This is a genomic window from Nocardioides hankookensis (assembly GCF_042658885.1).
GTDB lineage: Bacteria > Actinomycetota > Actinomycetes > Propionibacteriales > Nocardioidaceae > Nocardioides > Nocardioides hankookensis.
The window spans coordinates 1,493,094-1,515,709 of record NZ_JBHSRJ010000004.1 but is presented as its reverse complement, the minus strand read 5'-3'; the positions used below and the strand labels follow the sequence as shown (position 1 = coordinate 1,515,709).

26 protein-coding genes are annotated in these 22,616 nt (G+C 71.2%); 21 read left to right on the top strand and 5 right to left on the bottom strand.

All coding sequences use genetic code 11. The annotated features are described in order from the left end of the window. Positions 1-50 precede the first annotated feature (50 nt). From ACFPYL_RS13845 to ACFPYL_RS13805, 9 genes are all read left to right on the top strand, one after another. The gene (locus ACFPYL_RS13845) at positions 51-734 is read left to right on the top strand and encodes a helix-turn-helix transcriptional regulator (protein ID WP_379155066.1); all 684 of its coding nucleotides are present in this window, start codon (positions 51-53) and stop codon (positions 732-734) included. After that, positions 734-2,152 carry a Fe-S cluster assembly protein SufB gene (gene sufB / locus ACFPYL_RS13840; RefSeq protein ID WP_379155063.1) on the top strand — a complete coding sequence of 473 codons (1,419 nt, stop codon included), beginning with the start codon at positions 734-736 and terminating at the stop codon, positions 2,150-2,152. The genes ACFPYL_RS13845 and sufB overlap by 1 nt, the downstream gene beginning before the upstream one ends. 45 nt (positions 2,153-2,197) lie before the next feature. After that, positions 2,198-3,415, top strand: coding sequence for a Fe-S cluster assembly protein SufD (gene sufD, locus ACFPYL_RS13835; protein WP_379155060.1), 1,218 nt, complete (start codon positions 2,198-2,200; stop codon positions 3,413-3,415). Then, complete coding sequence (locus tag ACFPYL_RS13830) at positions 3,412-3,747, top strand: non-heme iron oxygenase ferredoxin subunit (RefSeq protein WP_379155057.1); 336 nt, start codon at positions 3,412-3,414, stop codon at positions 3,745-3,747. The genes sufD and ACFPYL_RS13830 overlap by 4 nt, the downstream gene beginning before the upstream one ends. Further along, complete coding sequence (sufC, locus tag ACFPYL_RS13825) at positions 3,744-4,502, top strand: Fe-S cluster assembly ATPase SufC (protein WP_379155054.1); 759 nt, start codon at positions 3,744-3,746, stop codon at positions 4,500-4,502. The genes ACFPYL_RS13830 and sufC overlap by 4 nt, the downstream gene beginning before the upstream one ends. Before the next feature lies 1 nt (position 4,503). Beyond that, positions 4,504-5,754 carry a cysteine desulfurase gene (locus ACFPYL_RS13820; protein ID WP_379155052.1) on the top strand — a complete coding sequence of 417 codons (1,251 nt, stop codon included), beginning with the start codon at positions 4,504-4,506 and terminating at the stop codon, positions 5,752-5,754. A 3-nt stretch (positions 5,755-5,757) separates the two neighbouring features. Continuing rightward, positions 5,758-6,210, top strand: coding sequence for a Fe-S cluster assembly sulfur transfer protein SufU (gene sufU, locus ACFPYL_RS13815; protein WP_379155049.1), 453 nt, complete (start codon positions 5,758-5,760; stop codon positions 6,208-6,210). After that, the gene (locus ACFPYL_RS13810) at positions 6,203-6,571 is read left to right on the top strand and encodes a metal-sulfur cluster assembly factor (RefSeq protein WP_379155046.1); all 369 of its coding nucleotides are present in this window, start codon (positions 6,203-6,205) and stop codon (positions 6,569-6,571) included. Before sufU ends, ACFPYL_RS13810 begins: the two co-directional genes overlap by 8 nt. 106 nt (positions 6,572-6,677) lie before the next feature. Further along, complete coding sequence (locus ACFPYL_RS13805) at positions 6,678-7,289, top strand: acVLRF1 family peptidyl-tRNA hydrolase (protein ID WP_379155043.1); 612 nt, start codon at positions 6,678-6,680, stop codon at positions 7,287-7,289. Here ACFPYL_RS13805 and ACFPYL_RS13800 read toward each other — a convergent pair. Then, a complete protein-coding gene (locus ACFPYL_RS13800; protein WP_379155040.1) occupies positions 7,286-7,879 on the bottom strand; it encodes a hypothetical protein in 594 nt (197 codons plus the stop codon). The genes ACFPYL_RS13805 and ACFPYL_RS13800 overlap by 4 nt on opposite strands. Before the next feature lie 83 nt (positions 7,880-7,962). Between ACFPYL_RS13800 and ACFPYL_RS13795 the strand changes: the two genes are divergently transcribed. Genes ACFPYL_RS13795 through ACFPYL_RS13785 form a run of 3 tightly spaced genes read left to right on the top strand, consistent with a single transcriptional unit; the run spans position 7,963 to position 11,352 of the window. Beyond that, entirely contained in the window at positions 7,963-8,865 is a 903-nt protein-coding gene (locus ACFPYL_RS13795; RefSeq protein ID WP_379155471.1) for an ABC transporter ATP-binding protein, read from the top strand. After that, positions 8,862-10,433 (top strand): ABC transporter permease, encoded by a 1,572-nt coding sequence (locus ACFPYL_RS13790; protein ID WP_379155037.1) that lies wholly within the window; start codon positions 8,862-8,864, stop codon positions 10,431-10,433. The genes ACFPYL_RS13795 and ACFPYL_RS13790 overlap by 4 nt, the downstream gene beginning before the upstream one ends. A 10-nt stretch (positions 10,434-10,443) precedes the next feature. Further along, positions 10,444-11,352 carry a phosphotransferase family protein gene (locus ACFPYL_RS13785; RefSeq protein WP_379155034.1) on the top strand — a complete coding sequence of 303 codons (909 nt, stop codon included), beginning with the start codon at positions 10,444-10,446 and terminating at the stop codon, positions 11,350-11,352. A gap of 89 nt (positions 11,353-11,441) precedes the next feature. On the opposite strand, the gene ypfJ is transcribed toward ACFPYL_RS13785, so the two are convergent. Next, positions 11,442-12,356: a KPN_02809 family neutral zinc metallopeptidase gene (gene ypfJ / locus ACFPYL_RS13780; protein WP_379155031.1), complete on the bottom strand. Its 915-nt coding sequence runs from the start codon at positions 12,354-12,356 to the stop codon at positions 11,442-11,444. 76 nt (positions 12,357-12,432) lie between these two features. Between ypfJ and ACFPYL_RS13775 the strand changes: the two genes are divergently transcribed. From ACFPYL_RS13775 to ACFPYL_RS13760, 4 genes are read left to right on the top strand one after another with little or no spacing between them, the layout of a single operon-like run. Then, on the top strand, positions 12,433-14,031 hold the full coding sequence (locus ACFPYL_RS13775) for an ABC-F family ATP-binding cassette domain-containing protein (protein ID WP_379155028.1): 1,599 nt from the start codon (positions 12,433-12,435) through the stop codon (positions 14,029-14,031). Positions 14,032-14,057: 26 nt separating this feature from the next. Further along, positions 14,058-14,840, top strand: a complete 783-nt coding sequence (locus ACFPYL_RS13770; protein WP_379155025.1) for an enoyl-CoA hydratase/isomerase family protein — start codon at positions 14,058-14,060, stop codon at positions 14,838-14,840. Between the two features lie 19 nt (positions 14,841-14,859). Next, entirely contained in the window at positions 14,860-16,743 is a 1,884-nt protein-coding gene (locus tag ACFPYL_RS13765) for an ABC transporter ATP-binding protein (protein WP_379155022.1), read from the top strand. 10 nt (positions 16,744-16,753) lie between these two features. Beyond that, complete coding sequence (locus ACFPYL_RS13760; protein WP_379155019.1) at positions 16,754-17,509, top strand: SDR family oxidoreductase; 756 nt, start codon at positions 16,754-16,756, stop codon at positions 17,507-17,509. Here the strand turns inward: ACFPYL_RS13760 and ACFPYL_RS13755 are convergent. Beyond that, on the bottom strand, positions 17,395-18,381 hold the full coding sequence (locus ACFPYL_RS13755) for an SURF1 family cytochrome oxidase biogenesis protein (RefSeq protein WP_379155016.1): 987 nt from the start codon (positions 18,379-18,381) through the stop codon (positions 17,395-17,397). The genes ACFPYL_RS13760 and ACFPYL_RS13755 overlap by 115 nt on opposite strands. A gap of 69 nt (positions 18,382-18,450) precedes the next feature. On the opposite strand from ACFPYL_RS13755, the gene moaA reads away from it, so the two are divergent. Next, positions 18,451-19,443, top strand: a complete 993-nt coding sequence (gene moaA / locus ACFPYL_RS13750; protein ID WP_379155013.1) for a GTP 3',8-cyclase MoaA — start codon at positions 18,451-18,453, stop codon at positions 19,441-19,443. A gap of 6 nt (positions 19,444-19,449) precedes the next feature. On the opposite strand, the gene ACFPYL_RS13745 is transcribed toward moaA, so the two are convergent. Further along, positions 19,450-19,638: an acetone carboxylase gene (locus ACFPYL_RS13745; RefSeq protein ID WP_379155010.1), complete on the bottom strand. Its 189-nt coding sequence runs from the start codon at positions 19,636-19,638 to the stop codon at positions 19,450-19,452. Positions 19,639-19,785: 147 nt separating this feature from the next. After that, entirely contained in the window at positions 19,786-20,142 is a 357-nt protein-coding gene (locus ACFPYL_RS13740; RefSeq protein ID WP_379155007.1) for a DUF3099 domain-containing protein, read from the bottom strand. A 68-nt stretch (positions 20,143-20,210) separates the two neighbouring features. Between ACFPYL_RS13740 and ACFPYL_RS13735 the strand changes: the two genes are divergently transcribed. The 4 genes from ACFPYL_RS13735 to ACFPYL_RS13720 all read left to right on the top strand — a co-directional run bounded on the left by ACFPYL_RS13735 (position 20,211) and on the right by ACFPYL_RS13720 (position 22,578). Further along, positions 20,211-20,423, top strand: coding sequence for a dodecin (locus ACFPYL_RS13735; protein ID WP_379155005.1), 213 nt, complete (start codon positions 20,211-20,213; stop codon positions 20,421-20,423). Between the two features lie 155 nt (positions 20,424-20,578). Next, positions 20,579-21,295, top strand: a complete 717-nt coding sequence (gene fabG / locus ACFPYL_RS13730) for a 3-oxoacyl-ACP reductase FabG (RefSeq protein WP_379155002.1) — start codon at positions 20,579-20,581, stop codon at positions 21,293-21,295. Between the two features lies 1 nt (position 21,296). Further along, positions 21,297-22,070, top strand: a complete 774-nt coding sequence (gene fabI, locus ACFPYL_RS13725) for an enoyl-ACP reductase FabI (RefSeq protein WP_379154999.1) — start codon at positions 21,297-21,299, stop codon at positions 22,068-22,070. Between the two features lies 1 nt (position 22,071). After that, positions 22,072-22,578 (top strand): SixA phosphatase family protein, encoded by a 507-nt coding sequence (locus ACFPYL_RS13720; protein ID WP_379154996.1) that lies wholly within the window; start codon positions 22,072-22,074, stop codon positions 22,576-22,578. Positions 22,579-22,616 lie beyond the last annotated feature (38 nt).

Below are 22,616 nucleotides of genomic sequence, written 5' to 3'. Positions count from 1 at the left end.
AAGGGGAGCCTTCCTTGAAGAGGTCAAAACAATAAAGGCACACTGGCGTTGTGGAATTCACCGAGGTGCACGACCAGCCGACGCGTCAGCGCGTCGCACGGTCGATCCTCGACAACGGGCCGTCGACCGCTGCGGCGCTCGCCGAGCGGCTCGACCTCACCCCGGCCGCCGTACGCCGGCACCTCGACCAGCTGGTCGAGGAGGGCCTCGTCGAGGCCCGTGAGCCGCGCAGCCAGGCCGCCCGCGGCCGGGGTCGCCCGGCCAAGGCGTTCGCGCTGACCGAGTCGGGTCGCGACGGCTTCGACCAGCAGTACGACGACCTCGCGGCCCAGGCGCTCCGGTTCCTCGCGGAGACCGGCGGCGACGAGGCCGTCCGGGAATTCGCGACCCGCCGGGTGGCGTTCATCCGGGAGAGGTTCGAGGGGATCCGGGCGGAGCACCCCGAGCTGGGGCCCGCAGAGGTCCTTGCCCAGGTGTTCACCGACGAGGGATATGCCGCGACGGTTCGCGACAGCCCGGTCGGGGAGCAGCTGTGCCAGCAGCACTGCCCGGTCGCCCACGTCGCTCACGAGTTCCCGCAGCTGTGCGAGGCCGAGACCGAGGCGATCAGCCTGGTGCTCGGCAGCCACGTCCAGCGGCTGGCCACGATCGCCCACGGCGACGGGGTCTGCACCACCTGCATCCCCAGCAGCACGAAGAGCACACCCATCGACACGAAGGAGCGGGTCAGCTGATGACCACCATCGACGAGCGCAACCCCGAGCTCGAGGGCATCGGGCGCTACGACTTCGGATGGGTCGACTCCGACGAGGCCGGCGCGGCCGCCAAGCGCGGCCTCAACGAGGACGTCGTCCGCGACATCTCCAGCAAGAAGAGCGAGCCGCAGTGGATGCTCGACCTGCGCCTGAAGGGCCTCAAGCTCTTCGGCCGCAAGCCGATGCCGAACTGGGGCTCGGACCTGTCGGGCATCGACTTCGACAACATCAAGTACTTCGTGCGCTCCTCGGAGAAGCAGGCCGCCTCCTGGGAGGACCTGCCCGAGGACATCAAGAACACCTACGACAAGCTCGGCATCCCGGAGGCGGAGAAGCAGCGCCTGGTCGCCGGCGTTGCCGCGCAGTACGAGTCCGAGGTCGTCTACCACTCGATCCGTGAGGACCTCGAGGCCCAGGGCGTCCTCTTCCTGGACACCGACACGGCGCTCAAGGAGCAGCCGGAGCTCTTCCAGGAGTACTTCGGCACGGTGATCCCGGTCGGCGACAACAAGTTCGCCGCGCTGAACACCGCCGTCTGGTCGGGTGGTTCGTTCATCTACGTCCCGCCGGGCGTGCACGTGGACATCCCGCTGCAGGCCTACTTCCGGATCAACACCGAGAACATGGGCCAGTTCGAGCGGACGCTGATCATCGTCGACGAGGGCGCCTACGTGCACTACGTCGAGGGCTGCACCGCGCCGATCTACTCGTCCGACTCGCTGCACTCCGCGGTCGTCGAGATCATCGTCAAGAAGGGCGGCCGCTGCCGCTACACGACCATCCAGAACTGGTCCAACAACGTCTACAACCTCGTCACCAAGCGCGCGACCTGCGAGGCCGGCGCGACGATGGAGTGGGTCGACGGCAACATCGGCTCCAAGGTGACGATGAAGTACCCCGCCGTCTACCTGATGGGCGAGCACGCCAAGGGCGAGACGCTCTCCATCGCGTTCGCGGGCGAGGGCCAGCACCAGGACGCCGGCGCCAAGATGGTGCACGCCGCGCCGAACACCTCGTCGTCGATCCTGTCGAAGTCGGTGGCGCGCGGCGGTGGCCGGACGTCGTACCGCGGCCTGATCCAGGTCAACGAGGGCGCGCACGGCTCGAAGTCCAACGTGCTGTGCGACGCGCTGCTGGTCGACCAGGTCAGCCGCTCCGACACCTACCCCTACGTCGACATCCGCGAGGACGACGTGTCGATGGGTCACGAGGCCTCGGTCTCCAAGGTCTCCGACGACCAGCTCTTCTACCTGATGTCGCGCGGCATGGAGCAGGACGAGGCCATGGCCATGATCGTCCGCGGCTTCATCGAGCCGATCGCCAAGGAGCTGCCGATGGAGTACGCCCTCGAGCTCAACCGGCTCATCGAGCTCCAGATGGAGGGCGCGGTCGGCTGATCGCCGGCACCGCCCACCGCACCCGCACCTAGAAAGCAACGATCTGTGACTGTGACCGACGCTGCGCGCGAGAGCGTGGAGTCCGCCCTGGAGCAGGGGCCGCTCTTCAGCCACCTGAACCCGCCCCCGTCGTACGACCTGGCCGACCACCCGGTGCCCACCGGGCGCGAGGAGATCTGGCGCTTCACGCCGCTCAAGCGGCTGCTGGGGATCCTCGACGGCGAGGCGTCCGACGCGCACCTGACCTGGGACACGACGCTGCCCGACGGCGTGAGCCTCACGGAGATCAGCGCCGAGGAGGCGCGTGAGATCGGCGAGCTCGCGCCCAACGACCGGCCCTCCGCACTGGCCGCCGCCAACGCCGGTGGTGCCCTCCTGCTCGACGTCCCGGCCGAGGCCGAGATCACCGAGCCGGTCGTGCTGCGCCTGCACGGCGAGTCGGTCGACGACCTGGTCTGGGGTCGGCTGGTGGTCCGTGTCGGCCGCCACGCCCAGGCCACCGTCGCCGTCGTGCACACCGGCTCGGCGCGCTACTCGGCGATCACCACCGTGCTCGCCGGCGACGCGTCCAACGTCAACGTGCTGTCCCTCCAGGACTGGGACGACGACGCGGTGCACCTCGGCCGCGACGCCATCCAGGTCGGCCGCGATGCCACGGTCAAGCACACGTCGATCTCCTTCGGCGGCGACCTGGTGCGGATGCACGCCAACGTCGAGTACGCCGGTCCCGGCGGCTCGGCCGAGCTGCTCGGCCTCTACTTCGCCGACGAGGGCCAGCACCTGGAGCACCGGCTCTTCGCCGACCACACGGCGCCGAAGACCAAGAGCCACGTGCTCTACAAGGGTGCGCTCCAGGGCCAGGGGGCGCACACGGTCTGGATCGGCAACGTGCTGATCCGCAAGGTCGCCGAGGGTATCGAGACCTACGAGGAGAACCGCAACCTGGTCCTCTCCGACGGCTGCCAGGCCGACTCGGTGCCCAACCTGGAGATCGAGACCGGCGAGATCGAGGGTGCGGGGCACGCGTCGGCGACGGCCCGCTTCGACGACGAGCAGCTCTTCTACCTGCGCTCGCGCGGCGTCTCGGAGAAGGAGTCGCGCCGCCTGGTCGTGCACGGCTTCTTCAACGACCTGATCCGCAAGGTCGGCATCCCCTCGATCGAGGACAAGCTGCTCGAGACGGTCGAGGCCGAGCTCGCGAAGAACGTACTTCGAGACGCCTCCTTCGTCGGCTCCTCAGTAACCGGATCTGAGGACTCGTGACCTTCGAGCGGGCCTGCGCGCTGGCCGACGTACCCACCGACGAGGCGCTCGGCGTCACGGTCGGTGCGTACGACGTGGCCATCGCGCGCGACGGCGAGGAGATCTTCGCCATCCAGGACCTCTGCTCCCACGCGGCCGTCGCCCTCAGTGAGGGCGAGGTCGCCGACTGCACGGTCGAGTGCTGGCTGCACGGCTCGCGCTTCGACCTGCGCACCGGGAAGCCCACCGGGCTGCCCGCCACCGAACCCGTCGCGACCTTCCCCGTCGAGGTGCGCGACAACGAGATCTACGTGGACACCACCACCACCCTGAACGGAGTCACCCCCTCATGAGCGAGCTGATCATCAAGGACCTGCAGGTGTCCGTGGACACCGAGGACGGTCCCAAGGAGATCCTCAAGGGCGTCACGCTGACCATCAAGGACGGCGAGACCCACGCGATCATGGGGCCGAACGGGTCGGGCAAGTCGACCCTGGCGTACTCGATCGCCGGCCACCCCAAGTACACGATCACCGGCGGCACCGTCACCCTCGACGGCGACGACGTGCTGGCGATGACCGTCGACGAGCGGGCGCGCGCCGGGCTGTTCCTGGCCATGCAGTACCCCGTCGAGGTCCCCGGCGTCTCGGTGTCGAACTTCCTGCGTACGGCGAAGACCGCGCTCGATGGCGAGGCCCCGAAGCTGCGCACCTGGGTCAAGGACGTCAACGCGGCGCTCGAGCAGCTCAACCTGGACCCGACGTTCGGCACCCGCTCGGTCAACGAGGGCTTCTCCGGCGGTGAGAAGAAGCGCCACGAGATCGCCCAGCTGGAGCTGCTGAACCCGAAGGTCGCGATCCTCGACGAGACCGACTCCGGCCTCGACATCGACGCGCTCAAGGTGGTCTCCGAGGGCGTCAACCGGTTCCGTGCCCAGGAGGGCAAGGGCGTCCTGCTGATCACGCACTACACGCGGATCCTGCGCTACATCGAGCCCGACTTCGTGCACGTCTTCGTCGACGGCAAGGTCGCCGAGTCCGGTGGCGCCGAGCTCGCGGAAGAGCTCGAGGCCAACGGCTACGAGAAGTACCTCTCGGCGGCGGTCTGACATGACCACGACGCAGCTGGCCGGCCTCCTCCGCGAGCTGGAGGTGATCCGCGCCGACTTCCCGATCCTGGGCCGCACCGTCGCGGGCGGCCTGCCGCTGGTCTACCTCGACAGCGCCAACACCTCGCAGAAGCCGCAGGTGGTGATCGACACGATGGTCGACCACCTGGAGCGGCACAACGCCAACGTCGCCCGCGCCATGCACACGCTGGGCGCGGAGTCGACGGAGGCGTTCGAGGGCGCGCGCGACAAGGTGGCGGCCTTCCTCAACGCGCCGTCGCGCAACGAGGTCGTCTTCACCAAGAACGCCACCGAGGCGCTCAACCTGCTGGCGCGCACGATCGACCTCGGCCCCGGCGACAACGTCGTGATCACCGAGATGGAGCACCACTCCAACATCGTGTCGTGGCAGCTGGCCTGCGAGCGCTCCGGCGCCGAGCTGCGCTGGTTCGGGCTGACGGACGACGGTCACCTCGACCTGTCGAACGCCGACCAGCTCATCGACGAGCACACCAAGGTGGTGGCCTTCACCTGGGTCTCCAACATGCTCGGCACGATCAACCCGGTGACCGACCTGGTGGCGCGTGCGAAGGCGTTCGGTGCCTACTCGGTCATCGACGCCTCCCAGGCCGCGCCCCAGCTGCCGGTCGACGTGGCCGCCACCGGCTGCGACTTCCTGGTCTTCACCGGCCACAAGGTCGTCGGCCCGACGGGCATCGGCGTGCTGTGGGGCCGGGAGGAGCTGCTCAACGCGCTCCCGCCGTTCCACGGCGGCGGCGAGATGATCGAGACGGTCCGCATGGAGCGCTCGACGTACGCCGCGGCGCCCCACCGCTTCGAGGCCGGCACCCCGCCGATCGTCGAGGCGGTCGGTCTCGGCGCCGCGGTCGAGTACCTCTCGCACGTCGGCATGGACGCGATCCACCGCCACGAGCAGACGGTCACGGCGTACGCCCTCGAGGGCTTGGCCACCGTGCCCGGCCTGACCGTGCTCGGCCCGCTCGACGCGGCCCAGCGCGGGGGAGCGATCTCCTTCGAGCTCGACGGCGTGCACCCGCACGACGTCGCGCAGGTGCTGGACTCGCGGGGCATCGCCGTGCGCGCCGGCCACCACTGCGCGAAGCCCGCGCACGCCCGGTTCGGCGTGCAGAGCTCGACCCGGATGTCGTCGTACCTCTACACGACGCCGGCCGAGATCGACGCGCTGGTCGAGGGCCTGGAATACACCCGCTCGTACTTCAAGTTGGGTTGATAGATGAGCACTGAACTCGACAGCCTCTACCAGGACATCATCCTCGACCACGCGAAGCGCCGGTTGAACGCCGGCCTGCGCGAGCCGTTCGAGGCCGAGGTCCACCACGTGAACCCCACCTGCGGCGACGAGGTCACCCTCCGCCTGCACCTCGATGGTGACGTCGTGCGCGACATCTCCTACGACAACCAGGGCTGCTCGATCTCCTCGGCGTCCGCGTCGGTGATGAGCGACCTGCTGATCGGCAAGACCGTCGCCGAGACCGAGCCGATCCACGAGGCCTTCCTCGAGATGATGCGCGGCAAGGGCCAGGTGGAGCCCGACGAGGACGTCCTCGAGGACGCCATCGCCTTCGCCGGCGCCGCCAAGCTGACCGCGCGCATCAAGTGCGCACTCCTGTCCTGGATGGCCTTCCAGGACGCCCTCGTCCGAGCCCAGGAGGACTCTGATGGCTGACCACTCCGACCTGCCCGACGTGCCCGAGGCGACCGGCGGCGTCGGCACCTCGACGGTGTCGATCGACGACGTCACCGAGGCGATGAAGGACGTCGTCGACCCCGAGCTCGGCATCAACGTCGTCGACCTCGGCCTGGTCTACGGTGTGCACATCGACGAGGGCACCAACGTCGTCCTCGACATGACGCTCACCTCGGCGGCCTGCCCGCTGACCGACGTGATCCAGGACCAGACCAACGGCGCCCTCGAGGGCCTCGTCAACGACGTCCTGATCAACTGGGTCTGGATGCCGCCGTGGGGTCCCGACAAGATCACGCCCGACGGCCGCGAGCAGCTGCGGGCGCTCGGGTTCAATGTCTGAGGTCTGACCGCGAAGCGGGCAGAAGCCGAAGAGGTTGAGGGAGCCCCGCGCCTGAGCTCGCGAGGGCGCGACAGGCGGCTCGAAACCTCAGTCGTAGTCTCAGAGCGTGCCCACGGTCCTGGTTCCTCCCGAGCGCATCGACCGCTGGATCGAGAACTTCGAACGCGGTCACGGCTCGACAGCGCTGAGTGTTGCTGACGCCTCCCTCACCGGACTCGCCGAGGACGGCAGCACCTTCACCGCCCGGCTCCCGTTCGACGCCGCGTACGACGGGCCTGCGGACCCCGCGCCGTTCGTCGAGGCAATGAGCGTCCCGGACGACTGGGGCGTGCTGCTGGTCCGCAAGGGCGGCTTCGCCGTGGCTCGGCTGCACGGCACCACCACCAGCGACAGCAAGGTCGGCCAGCGGCACGTGCAGGGCCGGACCAAGGCGGGCGGGCAGAGCCAGCAGCGGTTCGCCCGGCGTCGCGACAACCAGGCCCGGCAGGCCTACGAGGCCGCGGCCGAGCACGCTGCCCGCATCCTCGGTGGCCTGAGGGGACCGGTCGTCGTAGGCGGTGACCGGGGCGCGGTCGACGAGGTGCTGGCCGACCCGCGTCTGCGCGGCCTCGTCACGGTCGACCCGTGGCTCGCCGTACCGGACCCGCGGCGCGGGGTGCTGGAGCAGGCCGTTGCCGACGCGCGCTGCGCGCAGGTCGAGGTCGTGAACGCGACCTAGCCGCAGTAGGTGGCGTCCTGGGTGCCTGAGATGCCGTGCCAGGCCCGCTCCATCGGCGTCTCCCAGCGCTGGGTCACCGTCGTGAAGGCGCGCGGCGTCCGGATCGGATCGCCCGGCGGGTTGGTCGAGTGGGCGTGCACGACCGTGATCGGCAGTGTCGCCCGGTCCGACCCGGTGCCGGCCCAGCAGGCTGAGGCCTTGCGCTTGCTGCGGGCGATCGCGTTGGTGATGTCGCTGCCGACCCGTTCGCCGGCGTACCGGAACGCCACGGTGGGGACGTAGCCCGCGCCGCCGTCCCACGGGGCCAGCACGGTGATGCTGAGGCCGTGGGTGCGGCTGGTGGGGATGTTCCACGACACCGAGCCGTCCCGGACCGTACGACCCTTGGCCTGCCAGACCGTCCGACGGCCGTTCAGCGCCTGGGTGAGCCCGATCTGGCAGCCCTCGCACCCGGTGACCTGCAGGGTCAGGTGGGTGCGCGGCGCCGTCGGCCGGGCGGCGTCCGCGGCGGAGATGCTCGCGGACGACCCGCCGAGCAGAGCGGCAGCCAGTCCGACGGTCAGTGCGGCGGTGAGTACCCGAGAGGTCATGTCCCGTCCTTCATCGATGCGTGGCCCGGCGGTTCCGGGCTGTCACGGAGGAGACGCGCGCCGGTCGCGAGAAGTTGCCCTAGATTCGGACCGTGACCGGCACGAACGTCATCGACATCCGCGGCCTGGTGAAGAGGTTCGGGAGCTTCCGGGCGCTCGACGGCCTGGACCTGGCGGTCGGTCCGGGGGAGGTGCACGGCTTCCTCGGCCCCAACGGCGCGGGCAAGTCGACCACGATCCGGGTGCTGCTCGGCCTCCTGCGCAAGGACGGTGGCGAGGCGCTGCTCTTCGGCGGCGACCCGTGGCGCGAGGCGGCCACGCTGCACCGCCGGCTGGCGTACGTGCCCGGCGACGTGAACCTGTGGCCCAACCTGACCGGCGGCGAGGTCATCGACGTGCTCGGCCGGCTCCGCGGCGGGATCGACGAGGCTCGGCGGGCCGAGCTGGTCGAGGCGTTCGAGCTGGACCCGACGAAGAAGGGTCGCGCCTACTCCAAGGGCAACCGGCAGAAGGTCGCCCTGGTGGCCGCACTCGCCTCGGACGTCGACCTGCTGGTGCTCGACGAGCCGACGTCGGGCCTCGATCCGCTGATGGAGTCGGTCTTCCAGCGCTACGTCGACGCCTTCCGCGAGCGTGGCCACGCCGTGCTGCTGAGCAGCCACATCCTGGCCGAGGTGGAGCAGCTCTGCGACCGGGTGAGCATCATCCGCAGCGGCCGGGTCGTCGAGGCCGGGTCGCTGGCCGACCTGCGGCACCTGACCCGCACCTCCGTCTCCGCCGAGCTCGACCGGCAGCCGGAGGGGCTCGGCGCCCTCGAGGGCGTGCACGGGCTGGTCGTCGAGGGCACGCGGGTGCGGTTCCAGGTCGACACCGCGCGCCTCGAGCCCGCGCTCCAGGCGCTGGTCGGCGCGGGCGTCCGGTCGCTGACGAGCCAGCCGCCCACGCTGGAGGAGCTCTTCCTCCGCCACTACGGCGACGAGATATGACCGGCACCGGCACCTTCTTGCTGACGTTCCTCAGGCGGGACCGGTGGATGCTGCTGTGGTGGGTGCTGGGCGGGGTCTCTCTCTACCTCGCGACGGTCTACAGCGTCGACCAGCTCTACACGACCCAGGCGGAGTACGACGCGGCCGCCGCCAGCACCGAGTCCAACGCGGCGTTCATCGCCATGGCCGGGCCCGCCCGCGCGCTGGACACCCTCGGCGGTCAGACGGCGTGGCAGACCACGGCGTTCGGGGCGATCCTCGCCGGCCTGATGAGCATGTTCCTGGTCGGCCGGCACACCCGCGCCGAGGAGGAGAACGGGCGTGACGAGCTGCTGAGAGCCGCGGCCGTCGGGCGGCATGCCCCGATGACGGCCGCAGCGCTGGTGGCCGGCATCGCCACCCTGGTGCTCGGGCTCCTGGTCTCGGTCGGGCTGACGGCGTACGGCCTGGCGGCGGCCGACTCCTTCGGGCTCGGTCTCGGGGTCACCGCCTGCGGCTGGGTCTTCACCGGCACCGCCCTCATCGCGGTGCAGCTCACGGCCAGCACCCGGGCGGCGTACGGGCTGGCGGGCGGCTTCATCGCGGTGGCCTACGTGCTGCGGGCGATCGGCGACGTCGGCAACGGTGTGCTCAGCTGGCTCTCGCCGATCGGCTGGTACCAGGCGATGCACCAGTTCTCCGGCCTGCGGTGGTGGCCGATGCTGCTGATGCTCGTCGCCGCGGGGGCAGCGGTGGTGGCCGCGTACGCGCTCTTCGAGCGCCGTGACTACGGCTCCGGCGTCTTCGCGGCCCGGCCGGGCCCGGAGCGCGCACCGCGCGGGCTGCTCAGCGGCGGGGGACTGGCGTGGCGCCTCCAGCGCGGCGCCGTGCTCGGCTGGGCGGGCGGCCTGTTCTTCGCCGGCCTGGCGTACGGCGCCATCGGCGACGACGTGCAGTCGCTGCTCGGTGACTCGGACGTCTCGCAGGAGCTCTTCGTGCAGGCCGGGACCGACATCGTCAGCGGCTTCTACGGCACGTCGATCCTGATGCTGGCCGTGATCGGCAGCGGCTTCGCGATCTCGTCGGCGCTGCGGCCGCGGACCGAGGAGGAGAACGGCCACCTGGAGGTGCTGCTGGCGACGGCGCTGGCGCGCACCAGGTGGCTGCTCGGGCACGTGCTCGTGACGGTCGGCGGGACGGCGCTGGTGCTGGTCGCGTCGGGCCTCGGGCTGGGCGCGGGCTACCTGATGGTGACGGGGGACTCCGACGCGGCGTGGGACATCACCTGGCCGGTCGTGCAGTACGTCGCACCGGTGCTCGTGCTCAGCGGTCTCGGCCGGGTCCTGTACGGCGTCGCGCCGCGCTGGACGGTGCTGGCCTGGGCGCCGCTGGCCTACGCCGCGGTCGTGATGCTCTTCGGCGACCTCTTCCGGCTCCCGCAGTGGCTCCAGGACGTGTCGCCGTTCGAGCACGTGGCGATGGTGCCGGCCGAGGACGTCACCTGGGGGCCGGTGCTCGTGCTGGCCGTGGTGGCGCTGGCCCTGAGTGTCGCGGGCCAGCTGGCCTTCCGCAGGCGTGACATCCACTAGTTTGCTGAGCATGTGGCAGCCCGAACCCGGGTGGCACCCGCTCCCCGGTGGCAGCGGTGCCTCGACGGTTGGCGTCTGGAGGACGGTCCTCGGCGACCAGCCCGTGGTGGTCAAGCGGCTGGCCCGCCCCGCCCTCGACGACCCCGCGGAGCTGACCAACCCCCGGCACTTCGCCTACTGGCGCCGCGCCGCCGACGTGATCACGGCCGCGACCGTGGTCGACACCCCGGGACTGCGTGCGGCCGGCCTCGGCGCGGTCGAGGAGGACGAGGACGGCATCACGATCACCCAGGAGTGGGTCGAGGACGCGTCCGTCAGCGGCCTCTTCTGCGCGCACGCGATGGGTCGCTTCGCGGGCTCGCACCTCGCCGCCGCGCCCTGGCTCTCCCGCAACCAGCTCCGCGACCGGATCACCCGCGTCGAGCGGTACGGCGGGTGGCCGACCCTCGCGCGCACGACCGTCGCCGACGTCGCCGACCACCTCTGGCGACGCCGGGTCGAGCTGCTCGCCGCCGTCGACGCCCTCGTCCAGGTGCCGCAGCACGGCGACGCCGTACCCGCCAACCTGCTGGGGCGCAGCGGCGACGACGTGGTCGCGATCGACTGGTCCACGCTCGGCACCGGCCCGGTCGGCGCCGACCTCGGCTACTTCGCGCTGAGCGCCCGTGAGGAGCTCGAGCCGCTCGTCGATGCCTACCTGATGGGCCTGCCCGACGGCCTGGCCACCCGCGACGAGGTCACCCTCGGCGCCCGGGTGACCACCGTCTACACGGTCCTCAACCGCGCCGAGTGGGCGCTCGCCCGCGCCGCGCCCGGCGAAGGTGCGCTCGCCGGCAAGTTCCGGCACCCCGCCGTCGCCCCGCACCTGCGCGCCCTCCAGCGGCAGTTCCCGCACATCGAGGCGCTCGTCGAGGGGTGAGCCGTCAGTCGTCGCGCCGCCGGACGATCACCAGCACCACGACGGGCACCACGAAGATCAGCACCAGGGCGACGACGACCCACACGAGGTCAGAGTGCCCCGGGGGCGAAGGTGTCGCAGGTGTCGAGGGTGCCGTTCTCGTCACCAGTCATGAACCACTTGACTCGTGACTTCGCCGAGCCGTGCGTCCACGACTCGGGGTCGACGTCGCCGCCGGACGACTGCTGGATCCGGTCGTCGCCGACGGCGGTGGCCGCGTCGATCGCCTCCTGGATGTCGGCGTCGGTCAGGCCCTCGATCAGCACGTTGCCGTCGACGTCCTGGGTCGTGGTCGCGGCCTTGGCCCACATGCCGGCGTAGCAGTCGGCCTGCAGCTCGAGGCGTACGGCGTCGCTCTTCGCGCCCTGCTGGGTCTTCACCTTGCCCATGGTCCCGAGGAGATTCTGGATGTGGTGGCCGTACTCGTGGGCGAGCACGTAGGCCTCGACGAAGCCGCCGTCGGGCCCGCCGAGCTGGCGCTCCAGCACCTCGTCGTAGAACGTCGTGTCGAGGTAGATCGTCTTGTCGACCGGACAGTAGAAGGGGCCGACGTCCGCGGACGCGGCGCCGCAGCCGGTCGAGATGCCGTCCGTGAAGGTCTCGATCTTCCGCTCCGGCTCGAACGCCGTGCCGGACTGGGCGGGAAGGGCGTCGGACCAGTAGTCGGTGAGCGAGTTCTCGATCGCGACCCGCGCGCAGTCAGCGGACTTGTTGGCGTCCACCACGCCCTCGCACTGCGCGTAGCGCCCGGTCTCGGTGGCCTGGCCACCGCCGTCGGAGCCACCGCCGAGCAGCATGCTGGCCGCGACGACGATCACGATGATGATCAGGGTGCCGATGCCGCCACCGGCCGCTCCGCCGGGGATCGGGATGCCCCCGCGACCACCACCGCCCGACCGGGCGCCGGAGCGCCCGGCGTCGCCCATCCGGCTGGCGTCCAGCCGGGCCTTCGGGTTGAACCGCATGCACCGCTCCCACGTGATCGGGGACACCGTCGTCGATGCCCGGTTGGACCGTACCCACAACTACGCTTGAGACCTCATGATCACCGCCCACAAGCTCGAGGTCCGCGCCGGAGCACGCCTGCTCATGGAGGACGTCAGCTTCCGGGTCGCCGCCGGCGACAAGGTCGGCCTCGTCGGCCGCAACGGCGCCGGCAAGACGACCCTCACCAAGATCCTCGCCGGCGAGGCGCTGCCGGCCGCCGGCACCGTCCAGGCGACCGGCGAGGTGGGCTACCTCCCGCAGGACCCGCGCATCGGCGACCCCGAGGTCCTGGCCCGCGACCGGATCCTCTCGGCCCGCGGCCTCGACGACGTGGTACGACGGTTGCGGAAGGCCGAGGCCGACATGGGCAGCGACGACCCGGCCGTCCGCGACAAGGCGATGCGCCAGTACGAGCGGGCCGACTCCGAGCTCCACGCAGGTGGTGGGTACGCCGCCGAGTCCGAGGCCGCCACGATCGCCAGCAGCCTGGGCATCGAGGAGCGGATCCTCACCCAGCAGCTGAAGACCCTGTCCGGTGGGCAGCGCCGCCGCGTCGAGCTCGCCCGGATCCTCTTCTCCGGCGCCGAGACGCTGCTCCTCGACGAGCCGACCAACCACCTCGACGCCGACTCGATCGTCTGGCTGCGCGAGTTCCTCAAGGCGCACAAGGGCGGGCTGATCGTGATCAGCCACGACAACGCGCTGCTGGAGCAGACCGTCAACAAGGTGCTGCACCTGGACGCCAACCGCGGCGAGATCGACGTCTACAACATGGGCTGGAAGGCCTACCTGACGCAGCGCGAGACGGACGAGAAGCGCCGCAAGCGCGAGCGCGCGAACGCCGAGACCAAGGCGAAGACGCTCACCGACCAGGCCAACAAGATGCGCGCGAAGGCCAGCAAGGCCACCGCCGCGCAGTCGATGCTCAAGCGCGCCGAGAAGATGATGGCCGGGCTCGAGGGCGAGCGGGCCGCCGACAAGGTCGCCCGGATCAAGTTCCCCGCCCCGGCGCCGTGCGGCAAGACCCCACTCACCGCGGAGGAGCTGTCCAAGTCGTACGGCTCGCTCGAGGTCTTCATCGACGTCGACCTCGCGATCGACAAGGGCTCGCGCGTGGTCATCCTGGGCCTCAACGGCGCGGGCAAGACGACGATGCTCCGGATCCTGGCCGGTGTCGACCAGCCGGACACCGGCTCCGTCGTACCCGGCCACGGCCTCAAGATCGGCTACTACGCCCAGGAGCACGAGACACTGGACGTCAACCGCACGGTGCTCGAGAACATGCAGAGCGCCGCGCCACAGCTCACCGACACCGAGGCCCGCTCCGTGCTCGGCTCGTTCCTCTTCTCCGGCGAGGACGCGCACAAGCCCGCCAAGGTGCTCTCCGGCGGCGAGAAGACCCGCCTGGCGCTCGCCAGCCTGGTCGTCTCCAGCGCCAACGTGCTGCTCCTCGACGAGCCGACCAACAACCTGGACCCCGCCTCCCGCGAGGAGGTGCTGGCCGCGATCCGCACCTACGAGGGCGCGATCATCCTCGTCACGCACGACGAGGGCGCCGTCCGCGCGCTCGAGCCGGACCGGGTGCTGCTGCTGCCGGACGGTGACGAGGACCTCTGGAACGAGGACTACGCCGACCTGGTGTCCCTGGCCTGACGGTGGCCCCCTCTAGTGTTCGGGTCATGGACCCGAAGACGCTCGAGGACGCCGGACTGCTGTACGACGTGACCGGTCCGGTCGCCACCATCACCCTGCACCGACCCGAGGTGCGCAACGCCCAGACCCCGGCCATGTGGCACGCGCTGGCCGCGATCGGGGACGAGCTGCCCGACGACGTACGCGTCGTGGTCGTGAAGGGCTCGGGCGCGGCGTTCTCGGCCGGCCTCGACCGCAGCATGCTCGACCCGAGCACCGCCGGCGAGGGCTCGGTGGTGGCCTTGATGAGCCAGTCCGACGACGAGGTGTCGGCCGCGATCGACGGCTTCCAGCGCGGCTTCACCTTCCTGCGCGACCCGCGGTTCGTGTCCATCGCGGCCGTGCACGGCTACGCCATCGGCGCCGGCTTCCAGCTGGCGCTCTCCTGCGACCTGCGGGTCGTGGCCGACGACGTGCAGTTCTGCATGAAGGAGTCGGCGCTCGGCCTGGTGCCCGACCTGACCGGAACAAAGCCGCTCGTGGAGAGCGTTGGCTATGCCAGGGCGCTGGAGATCTGTGCCACGGCGCGGATGGTCGGCGCGGCGGAGTCGGTGGACATCGGGCTGGCGCTCGCCGCCGTACCGCCCGCCGAGCTGGACGCGACCGTGGCCGACCTCGCGGCCGCCCTGACCGCGCCGATGGTCGGCGCGGTGCGTGAGACGAAGGCGCTGCTCCAGGGTGCTGCCGAGCGCAGCCTCGACGACCAGCGCCGCCTGGAGCGCGAGGCGCAGACGCGGCGGTTCCGGGAGCTCGTCGCACTGCTCGGCTAGGCAGGACAGGGGAGAAGCGATGTCGGGGATGCAGGGATCGGCCGCCGCGTGGCGGCACCTGCGGTCGGACCGCAGCATCGTCCACAACCGGATCGAGCGCGGGACCGTACGCCGCGTCTTCGGCTTCGCCCGTCCGCACCGCCGGCTGATCACGGTGTTCCTGCTGCTGACGGTCGTCGACAGCTGCCTGGTCGTCGTCTCCCCGCTGCTGGCCAAGCACATCATCGACGACGGCATCGTGGGCGGCGACGCGCAGCTCGTGACGCTGCTGGCGCTGGCGATGGCCGGGGTGGCGATCCTGGGCGCCTTCCTCTCCGTCGGTGAGGGCTGGCTGTCCTCGCGGATCGGCGAGGGCCTGATCTACGACCTCCGCACCCGGGTCTTCGGGCACGTCCAGCGGCAGTCGCTGGCGTTCTTCACGCGCACCCAGACCGGGGCCCTCGTCTCGCGGCTCAACAACGACGTCATCGGCGCCCAGCGGGCCTTCACCTCGACGCTGTCGAGCACCGTGGCGAGCACGATCTCGGTCGTCGTGGTCGGCATCGCGATGCTCGCGCTGAGCTGGAAGGTCACCCTGCTCTGCCTGGCGATCTTCCCGCTGATGCTGCTCGTCTCGCGGTGGGTCAGCGGCCGGCTCGCCGGCCTGACCCGCGAGCAGATGGACGGCAACGCCGACATGGGCAACGCCATGACCGAGCGGTTCAACGTCGGCGGCGCGATGCTGCTCAAGCTCTTCGGCCGGCGCGACGAGGAGGACCAGGTGTTCGCCCGCAAGGCCGCCACCGTCCGCGACCTCGGCATCCGCATCTCGCTGCTCACCCGGATCTTCGCCGCCTCGATGATGGCGGTCCCGGCCCTCGCGACGGCCCTCGTGTACGGCGTGGGCGGGCACCTCGCCGTCGACGACGCGCTGACCGTCGGCACCCTGATCGCGCTCGCGACCCTGCTGCTGCGGCTGCTCGGACCACTGCAGAGCCTGTCCAACGTGCGCATCGACGTGATGACGGCGCTGGTCAGCTTCGAGCGGGTCTTCGAGGTGCTCGACCTGCCCGCGCTGATCGAGGAGAAGCCGGACGCGGTCGCGCTCCCGCGCACGGCGGCCCGGCTGGAGTTCGACCACGTCGCGTTCGGCTACCCGCGTCCCGACGACGTCTCGCTCGCGTCGCTGGAGACGGTGGCCCGCAAGGAGTCGCGCGAGGGCGGCCCGGTGCTGACCGACATCGGGTTCGTGGCCGAGCCCGGGCAGATGGTGGCGCTCGTCGGCCCGTCCGGCGCGGGCAAGACCACGATCACCCACCTGGTCGCCCGGCTCTACGACGCCGACGAGGGCGTCGTACGCGTCGGCGGGCAGGACGTCCGCGACGTCACGCTCGAGTCGCTGGAGGACGTGGTCGGCTACGTCACCCAGGACGCCCACATGTTCCACGACACGATCCGCGCCAACCTGCTCTACGCACGGCCCGGCGCCACCGACGCCGAGGTGTGGGCGGCGCTGGAGGCAGGCCAGATCGCGACCCTGGTCCGTGGCCTGCCCGACGGGCTCGACACGGTGGTGGGGGACCGCGGCTACCGGCTCTCCGGCGGCGAGCGGCAGCGGCTCGCGATCGCCCGGCTGCTGCTCAAGGCGCCGTCGATCGTCGTGCTCGACGAGGCCACGGCCCACCTGGACAGCGAGTCGGAGGTCGCCGTGCAGCGCGCCCTCGACGCCGCGCTCGAGGGCCGGACCTCGCTCGTCATCGCCCACCGGCTCTCGACGGTCCGCGAAGCCGACCAGATCCTGGTCGTCGAGGGCGGCCGGATCGTGCAGCGGGGCACGCACGCCTCCCTGCTCGCCGAGGGCGGCCTCTATGCCGACCTCTACCGCACGCAGTTCGTCGCCGACCTGCCGCCGGCCACCGTCTAGCCTGCTGCGCATGGACCTCGAGCTCGCCGACCGCGTCTACATCGTCACCGGCGGGGCTCGCGGCCTGGGTCGTGCGACTGCCGACGCGCTGGTGGCCGAGGGCGCTCGTGTCGTCCTCTCCGGGCGCAGCGCGGGGAGCCTCGACGCGGCGCGGACCGTGCTGGGCGACGCGGCCGAGACGGTCGTCGCCGACAACGCCGACCCGGCCACGCCGGCGCGGCTGGTCGCGGCCGCCACGGAGCGGTGGGGCCGGCTCGACGGCGCCCTGATCAGCGTCGGTGGCCCGCCCCAGGGACCGGTCACCGGGGTCACCGACGACCAGTGGACCGCGGCGTTCGAGTCGGTCTTCCTGGGGGCCGTGCGCCTCGGCCGGGAGATCGGCGCGGCGCTGCCGCACGGCGGCTCCCTCGCCTTCGTGCTGTCGTCGAGCGTGCGCGCCCCGCTGGCGGACATGGCCGTCTCCAACGGTCTGCGTCCCGGGCTCGCGATGGTCGCCAAGACCCTGGCCGACGAGCTCGGCCCCGCCGGCGTCCGCGTCAACGGGCTCCTGCCCGGCCGGGTGGCCACGGAGCGGGTCTCCGAGCTGGACGCCGCGAGCGGGGACGCCGAGGCCGCTCGCACGGCTGCGGTCGCGTCGATCCCGCTGCGCCGCTACGGGGAGCCGGAGGAGTTCGGCCGGGTCGCGGCCTTCGTGCTGTCGCCGGCCGCGTCGTTCGTGTCGGGCGTGATGCTGCCCGTCGACGGCGGCATGCTGCGCGCCCTCTGAGCCTCGCGGTGCGCCTCGCGCGCGGCGCGCTCCTCGGCGTACGCCTTCTGGTACGCCGCCTTCACGGCCTGCTTGTGGGCGTTCTTGGCCGCCTGCTTCGTCTTGCGCGCGGAGATCGCACCCTCGCGCGCCGACGGCTCGTCGCGGCGCTGGGAGCGCCACTCGTCCCAGGCCAGGTAGCCGAAGCCGAAGAGCGCGAGCAGCCCGAAGAACCACCACTGGAGCCCGTAGAAGAAGTGCGGGCCGTTGTCGAGCTCGGGGAGCTCGACCGGCTCGAGCCCGTCGGCGGCCTGGCCGTTCTCGGTGTCGAGGACGACGAAGCCGCCGTACACCTCGTGGTCGATGGCCGTGCCGATGGCCTCGCTCGAGATCGCGCGGGTCGAGTGGTCGCTGACCTTGGTGCTGTCGCCGTCGGCGTCGGCACGCACCCAGCCCTCGACGGTGGTCTCGCCGTCCGGCGGTGCCGGCACGTCGTCGGGGCTGGTGCCCTCGTTGTCAGAGGCCAGCCATCCCCGGTCGACGAGCAGCGTGGCCCCGTCGTCGGTGACCAGCGGGACGACGACGTCGATGCCGGACGCGCCGTCGCGGGTGCGGTAGCGCACGATGACGGTGTTGTCGGTGTCGTAGGTGCCGGTCGCGGTGACCTGGCGCCACTCGTCGTCGTCCTGGACCGGACGTCCGGGGGCCAGCACGTCGCCCACCGGGGACGGTGCGCGGTCCTCGTTGGCGCGCACGACGGCGTTGCTGGCCTTGCGGTCGTGGAGGCGGTGGAACTGCCACTGGCCGAGCCACCAGGCGGCGTAGCAGAGCAGCACGACGACCACGGCGAAGAGCAGCCACCGCCGACTGAGGAGGAACCGCCACGACCGCACGGGTCGAGGCTAGTCGGCGCCCGGGCGCGCTGCGGGTCCGCCCTCAGGAGTCGTCACTAGACTGTGGTGATGACGACACAGCGCCTCGAGGACCGCTTCGGCCGAGTGGCGACGGACCTGCGGGTCTCGCTGACCGACCGGTGCAACCTGCGCTGCAGCTACTGCATGCCGGCGGAGGGCCTCGACTGGCTGCCGGACGAGTCCGTGCTCACCGAGGACGAGATCGTCCGGCTGGTCCGGATCGGGGTCGAGCAGCTCGGCATCCGCGAGGTCCGGTTCACCGGCGGTGAGCCGCTGGTACGCCGCGGCCTGGTCGACATCGTCCGGCGTACCCACGAGCTGGGCGTCGAGACCTCGCTGACGACCAACGCGCTCGGCCTCGCGCGGATGGCCGACGCCCTTGCCGGCGCGGGCCTGGACCGGGTCAACGTCAGCCTCGACAGCATCCGCCGCGAGAGCTTCCACGAGATCACCCGGCGCGACCGGCTCCACGACGTGCTGGCAGGCCTGCGCGCCGCCCAGGCCGCTGGTCTCGGTCCGGTGAAGGTGAACGCCGTGCTGATGCGCGGCGTCAACGACGACCAGGCGCCCGAGCTGCTGCACTGGGCGCTCGACGAGGGCTACGAGCTGCGCTTCATCGAGCAGATGCCGCTGGACGCCCAGCACGGCTGGTCGCGCGAGGGCATGGTGACCGCCGAGGAGATCCTGATGGCGCTCGAGGCCGAGTTCGTCCTCAAGCCCGCCGAGGAGCCGCGCGGCAGCGCCCCGGCCGAGCTGTTCCGGGTCGACGGCGGCCCCGGCACCGTCGGCGTGATCGCGTCGGTGACCCGGCCCTTCTGCGGTGACTGCGACCGGGTCCGGCTCACCGCCGACGGCCAGATCCGCAACTGCCTGTTCGCCCGGGAGGAGTCCGACCTGCGCGGGGCGCTGCGGTCCGGTGCCTCCGACGACGACATCGCGGAGCGTTGGGTGGTGGCCATGCGCGGCAAGCGCGCCGGTCACGGCATCGACGACCCCACGTTCCTCCAGCCCGACCGCCCGATGTCCGCCATCGGCGGTTGAGAGCGGTCAGTGGGGGACGACGTCCTTCAGGAACTGACGGGCGCCGAGGAAGTCGCTGAGCGACTGCTTGTGGTCGTCGCAGGCCAACCAGGTCTTGCGCCGGTCGGGGGTGTGCAGCTTGGGGTTGTTCCAGAGCAGCTCCCAGGTAGCCGGCTGCTGGCAGCCCTTGGCCGAGCAGATGTCGACGTCCGTCATGGCGTCCTCCTCCCAGGTGGGCCCGAGATGTCTTCCCGAAATGTGGAGTGGTGCCAGACAGCCACGGGGGAAGCCGTCCGGCACCACAGTGAGCCAGGACGGGGGAGACCCGGCTCGCGGTGGATTCTGTCACCCAGTCGGGTGAAGTCAAGGATGAGGGGTGCCCTCACCCGACGTGTCGTCGCTCCGGTGCCGGTCGGCACCCGCGCCGAGCTCGGGGACGTACCGGCCGTCGAGCAGGTCCACCCCGTCGTTCTTGGTCATCACGGCGTTCGCCATCACGACGGCGATGTACGGGAGGATCAGCGCCCCGGCGATCAGGATCGGCCACAGCCAGCCGATGCCGGCCAGCGCGGCGATGATCGCCCCGACGAAGCAGAGCGAGCGCAGCGTCATCGAGATGAGGTAGCGCTTCTGGCGGGTCGCGATGTCGTCGCTGCGGTTCGACGCGGCCGTGGTGATGCGGACCGCCTCGTCCTGCCGTCTGCGCAGGTCCCGGGCCATGTCTGCAACTGTACGTCGCTAGTCTCGGTCTCCCCGGCCTACCCCCGGGCCAGCATCGGAGGCTCACCATGACGAACCGCACCTACCGCGTCACCGAGATCGTCGGCACCTCGCCCGACGGCATCGACGCCGCCATCCGCAACGCCGTCGACCGGGCGGGCAGGACGCTGCGCCACCTCGACTGGTTCGAGATGACCCAGGTCCGCGGCCAGATCAAGGACGGCCAGGTCGAGCACTTCCAGGTCGGCCTGAAGGTCGGCTTCCGCCTCGAGGACGAGTGATCTGCTGCCTCGGTCTGAGCTTGCGAAGGCCGAGATCCAGCAGCGAGGTTGAGGAGCCGCGCGACCGACGCAGGAGGTCGCGACCGGCGTCTCGAAACCCATCCGACGACCGGACTGTTTCGGACTACTGAGTGGTAATCGATAACGTCGCCGACGTGAGCGACTCTGAAGCGAGATCCGTCCTGGTCACCGGCGGCAACCGCGGCATCGGCCGCGCGATCGCCGAGGCCTTCGTGGCGAACGGCGACCGGGTCGCCGTCACCACGCGCAGCGGGGGAGCACCCGAGGGCGCGCTCGACGTACGGTGCGACATCACCGACGCGGGCCAGGTCGACGCGGCCTTCGCGCAGATCGAGGAGGCGCACGGCCCCGTCGAGGTGCTGGTCGCGAACGCGGGCATCACGGCCGACACCCTGCTGCTGCGGATGTCCGACGACGACTGGTCGTCGGTGATCGACACCAACCTGACCGGCTCGTTCCGGCTGGCGAAGCGTGCCTCCAAGGGCATGCTGCGCCTGCGGCGTGGCCGGATCGTCTTCATCTCCTCGGTCGTCGGTCTGACCGGGTCGGCGGGCCAGGTCAACTACGCGGCGTCGAAGTCCGGCCTGGTCGGCATGGCCCGCTCGATCGCGCGGGAGCTCGGCTCCCGGTCGATCACCGCGAACGTGGTCGCCCCCGGCTTCATCGAGACCGACATGACCGGGGTGCTCACCGACGAGCAGAAGGCCGCGATCCTCGCGCAGGTGCCGCTGGGGCGGTACGGCGCGGTCGACGAGATCGCGGAGACGGTGCTGTGGCTGACCGGCCCCGGCGCGGCGTACGTCACCGGGGCAGTGATCCCGGTCGACGGTGGACTCGGAATGGGGCACTGACATGGCAGGCATCCTGGACGGCAAGCGGATCCTCGTCGCCGGCGTGACGATGGACAGCTCGATCGGCTTCGCCACCGCGAAGGTCGCGCAGGAGCAGGGCGCGACCGTGCTGATCTCCAACTTCGGGCGTGCCCTCGGCATCACCCGCCGGATCGCGAAGCGGCTGCCGGTCGAGCCGCCCGTGCTCGAGCTGGACGTCACCGACGAGGACCACCTCGCCGGGCTCGAGGCGCAGGTGCGCGAGCACGTCGACGGGCTCGACGGCGTCGTGCACTCCATCGCCTTCGGCAACCCGGAGACGCTCCTCGGCGGCAAGTTCCTCACCGGGCCCTGGCCCGACGTGGCGCAGGCGGTGCAGGTCTCGGCGTACTCGCTGAAGTCGCTCGCCGAGGCGACCCGCCCGCTGATGGGACCGGGCGGCTCGATCGTCGGGCTGACCTTCGACGCGACCGTCGCGTGGCCGGCGTACGACTGGATGGGCGTCGCCAAGGCAGCGCTCGAGTCCACGTCGCGCTACCTCGCGCGCGACCTCGGGCCGCACGGCATCCGCTCCAACCTGGTCTCGGCCGGACCGCTCAAGACGCTCGCGGCGAAGGCGATCCCCGGGTTCGAGGACCTCGAGTCGATGTGGAGCGACCGCGCGCCGCTCGGCTGGGACAACACCGACCAGGACCCGACGGCGCGGGCGGTCTGCGCGCTGCTGTCCGACTTCTTCCCGGCCACGACCGGCGAGATCATCCACGTGGACGGCGGTCTGCACGCCATGGGTGCCTGAGGTGTCCCGCCAGCTGGTGGTGATGCGGCACGCGAAGGCCGAGCAGGCCGGGCCGACCGACTTCGACCGGCCGCTCGCCGAGCGCGGCCGTCTCGACGGTGCCGCCGCCGGAGCCTGGCTGGCCGGCGAGGGCATCACCCCCGACCACGCGCTCGTCTCCGCCGCGCTGCGGACCCAGGAGACCTGGGCCGCGGTCGCGTCCGGCGCCGGCTGGTCGCTGTCGCCGGAGCTGGACCGCGGGCTGTACGCCGCCGGCCCGGAGACCGCGCTCGACCTGGTCCGCCTGGTCGACGACCGGGTCGAGCGGCTCGTGGTCATCGGCCACAACCCGACGATGGCCGTGCTCGCCCAGGTGCTGGACGACGGCACCGGGGACGCCGACGTCGCGGCGTCGATGGCCGGCGACTTCCCGACCAGCGCGGTCGCTGTGTTCTCCTACGACGGCGCCTGGGCCGACCTCGGTGAGGGCACCGCCCGGCTCGAGGCGTTCCACGTCGGGCGGGCCTGACCTCCGGCCCTCGGATCTGCGGTTGGTGACCAAACGAC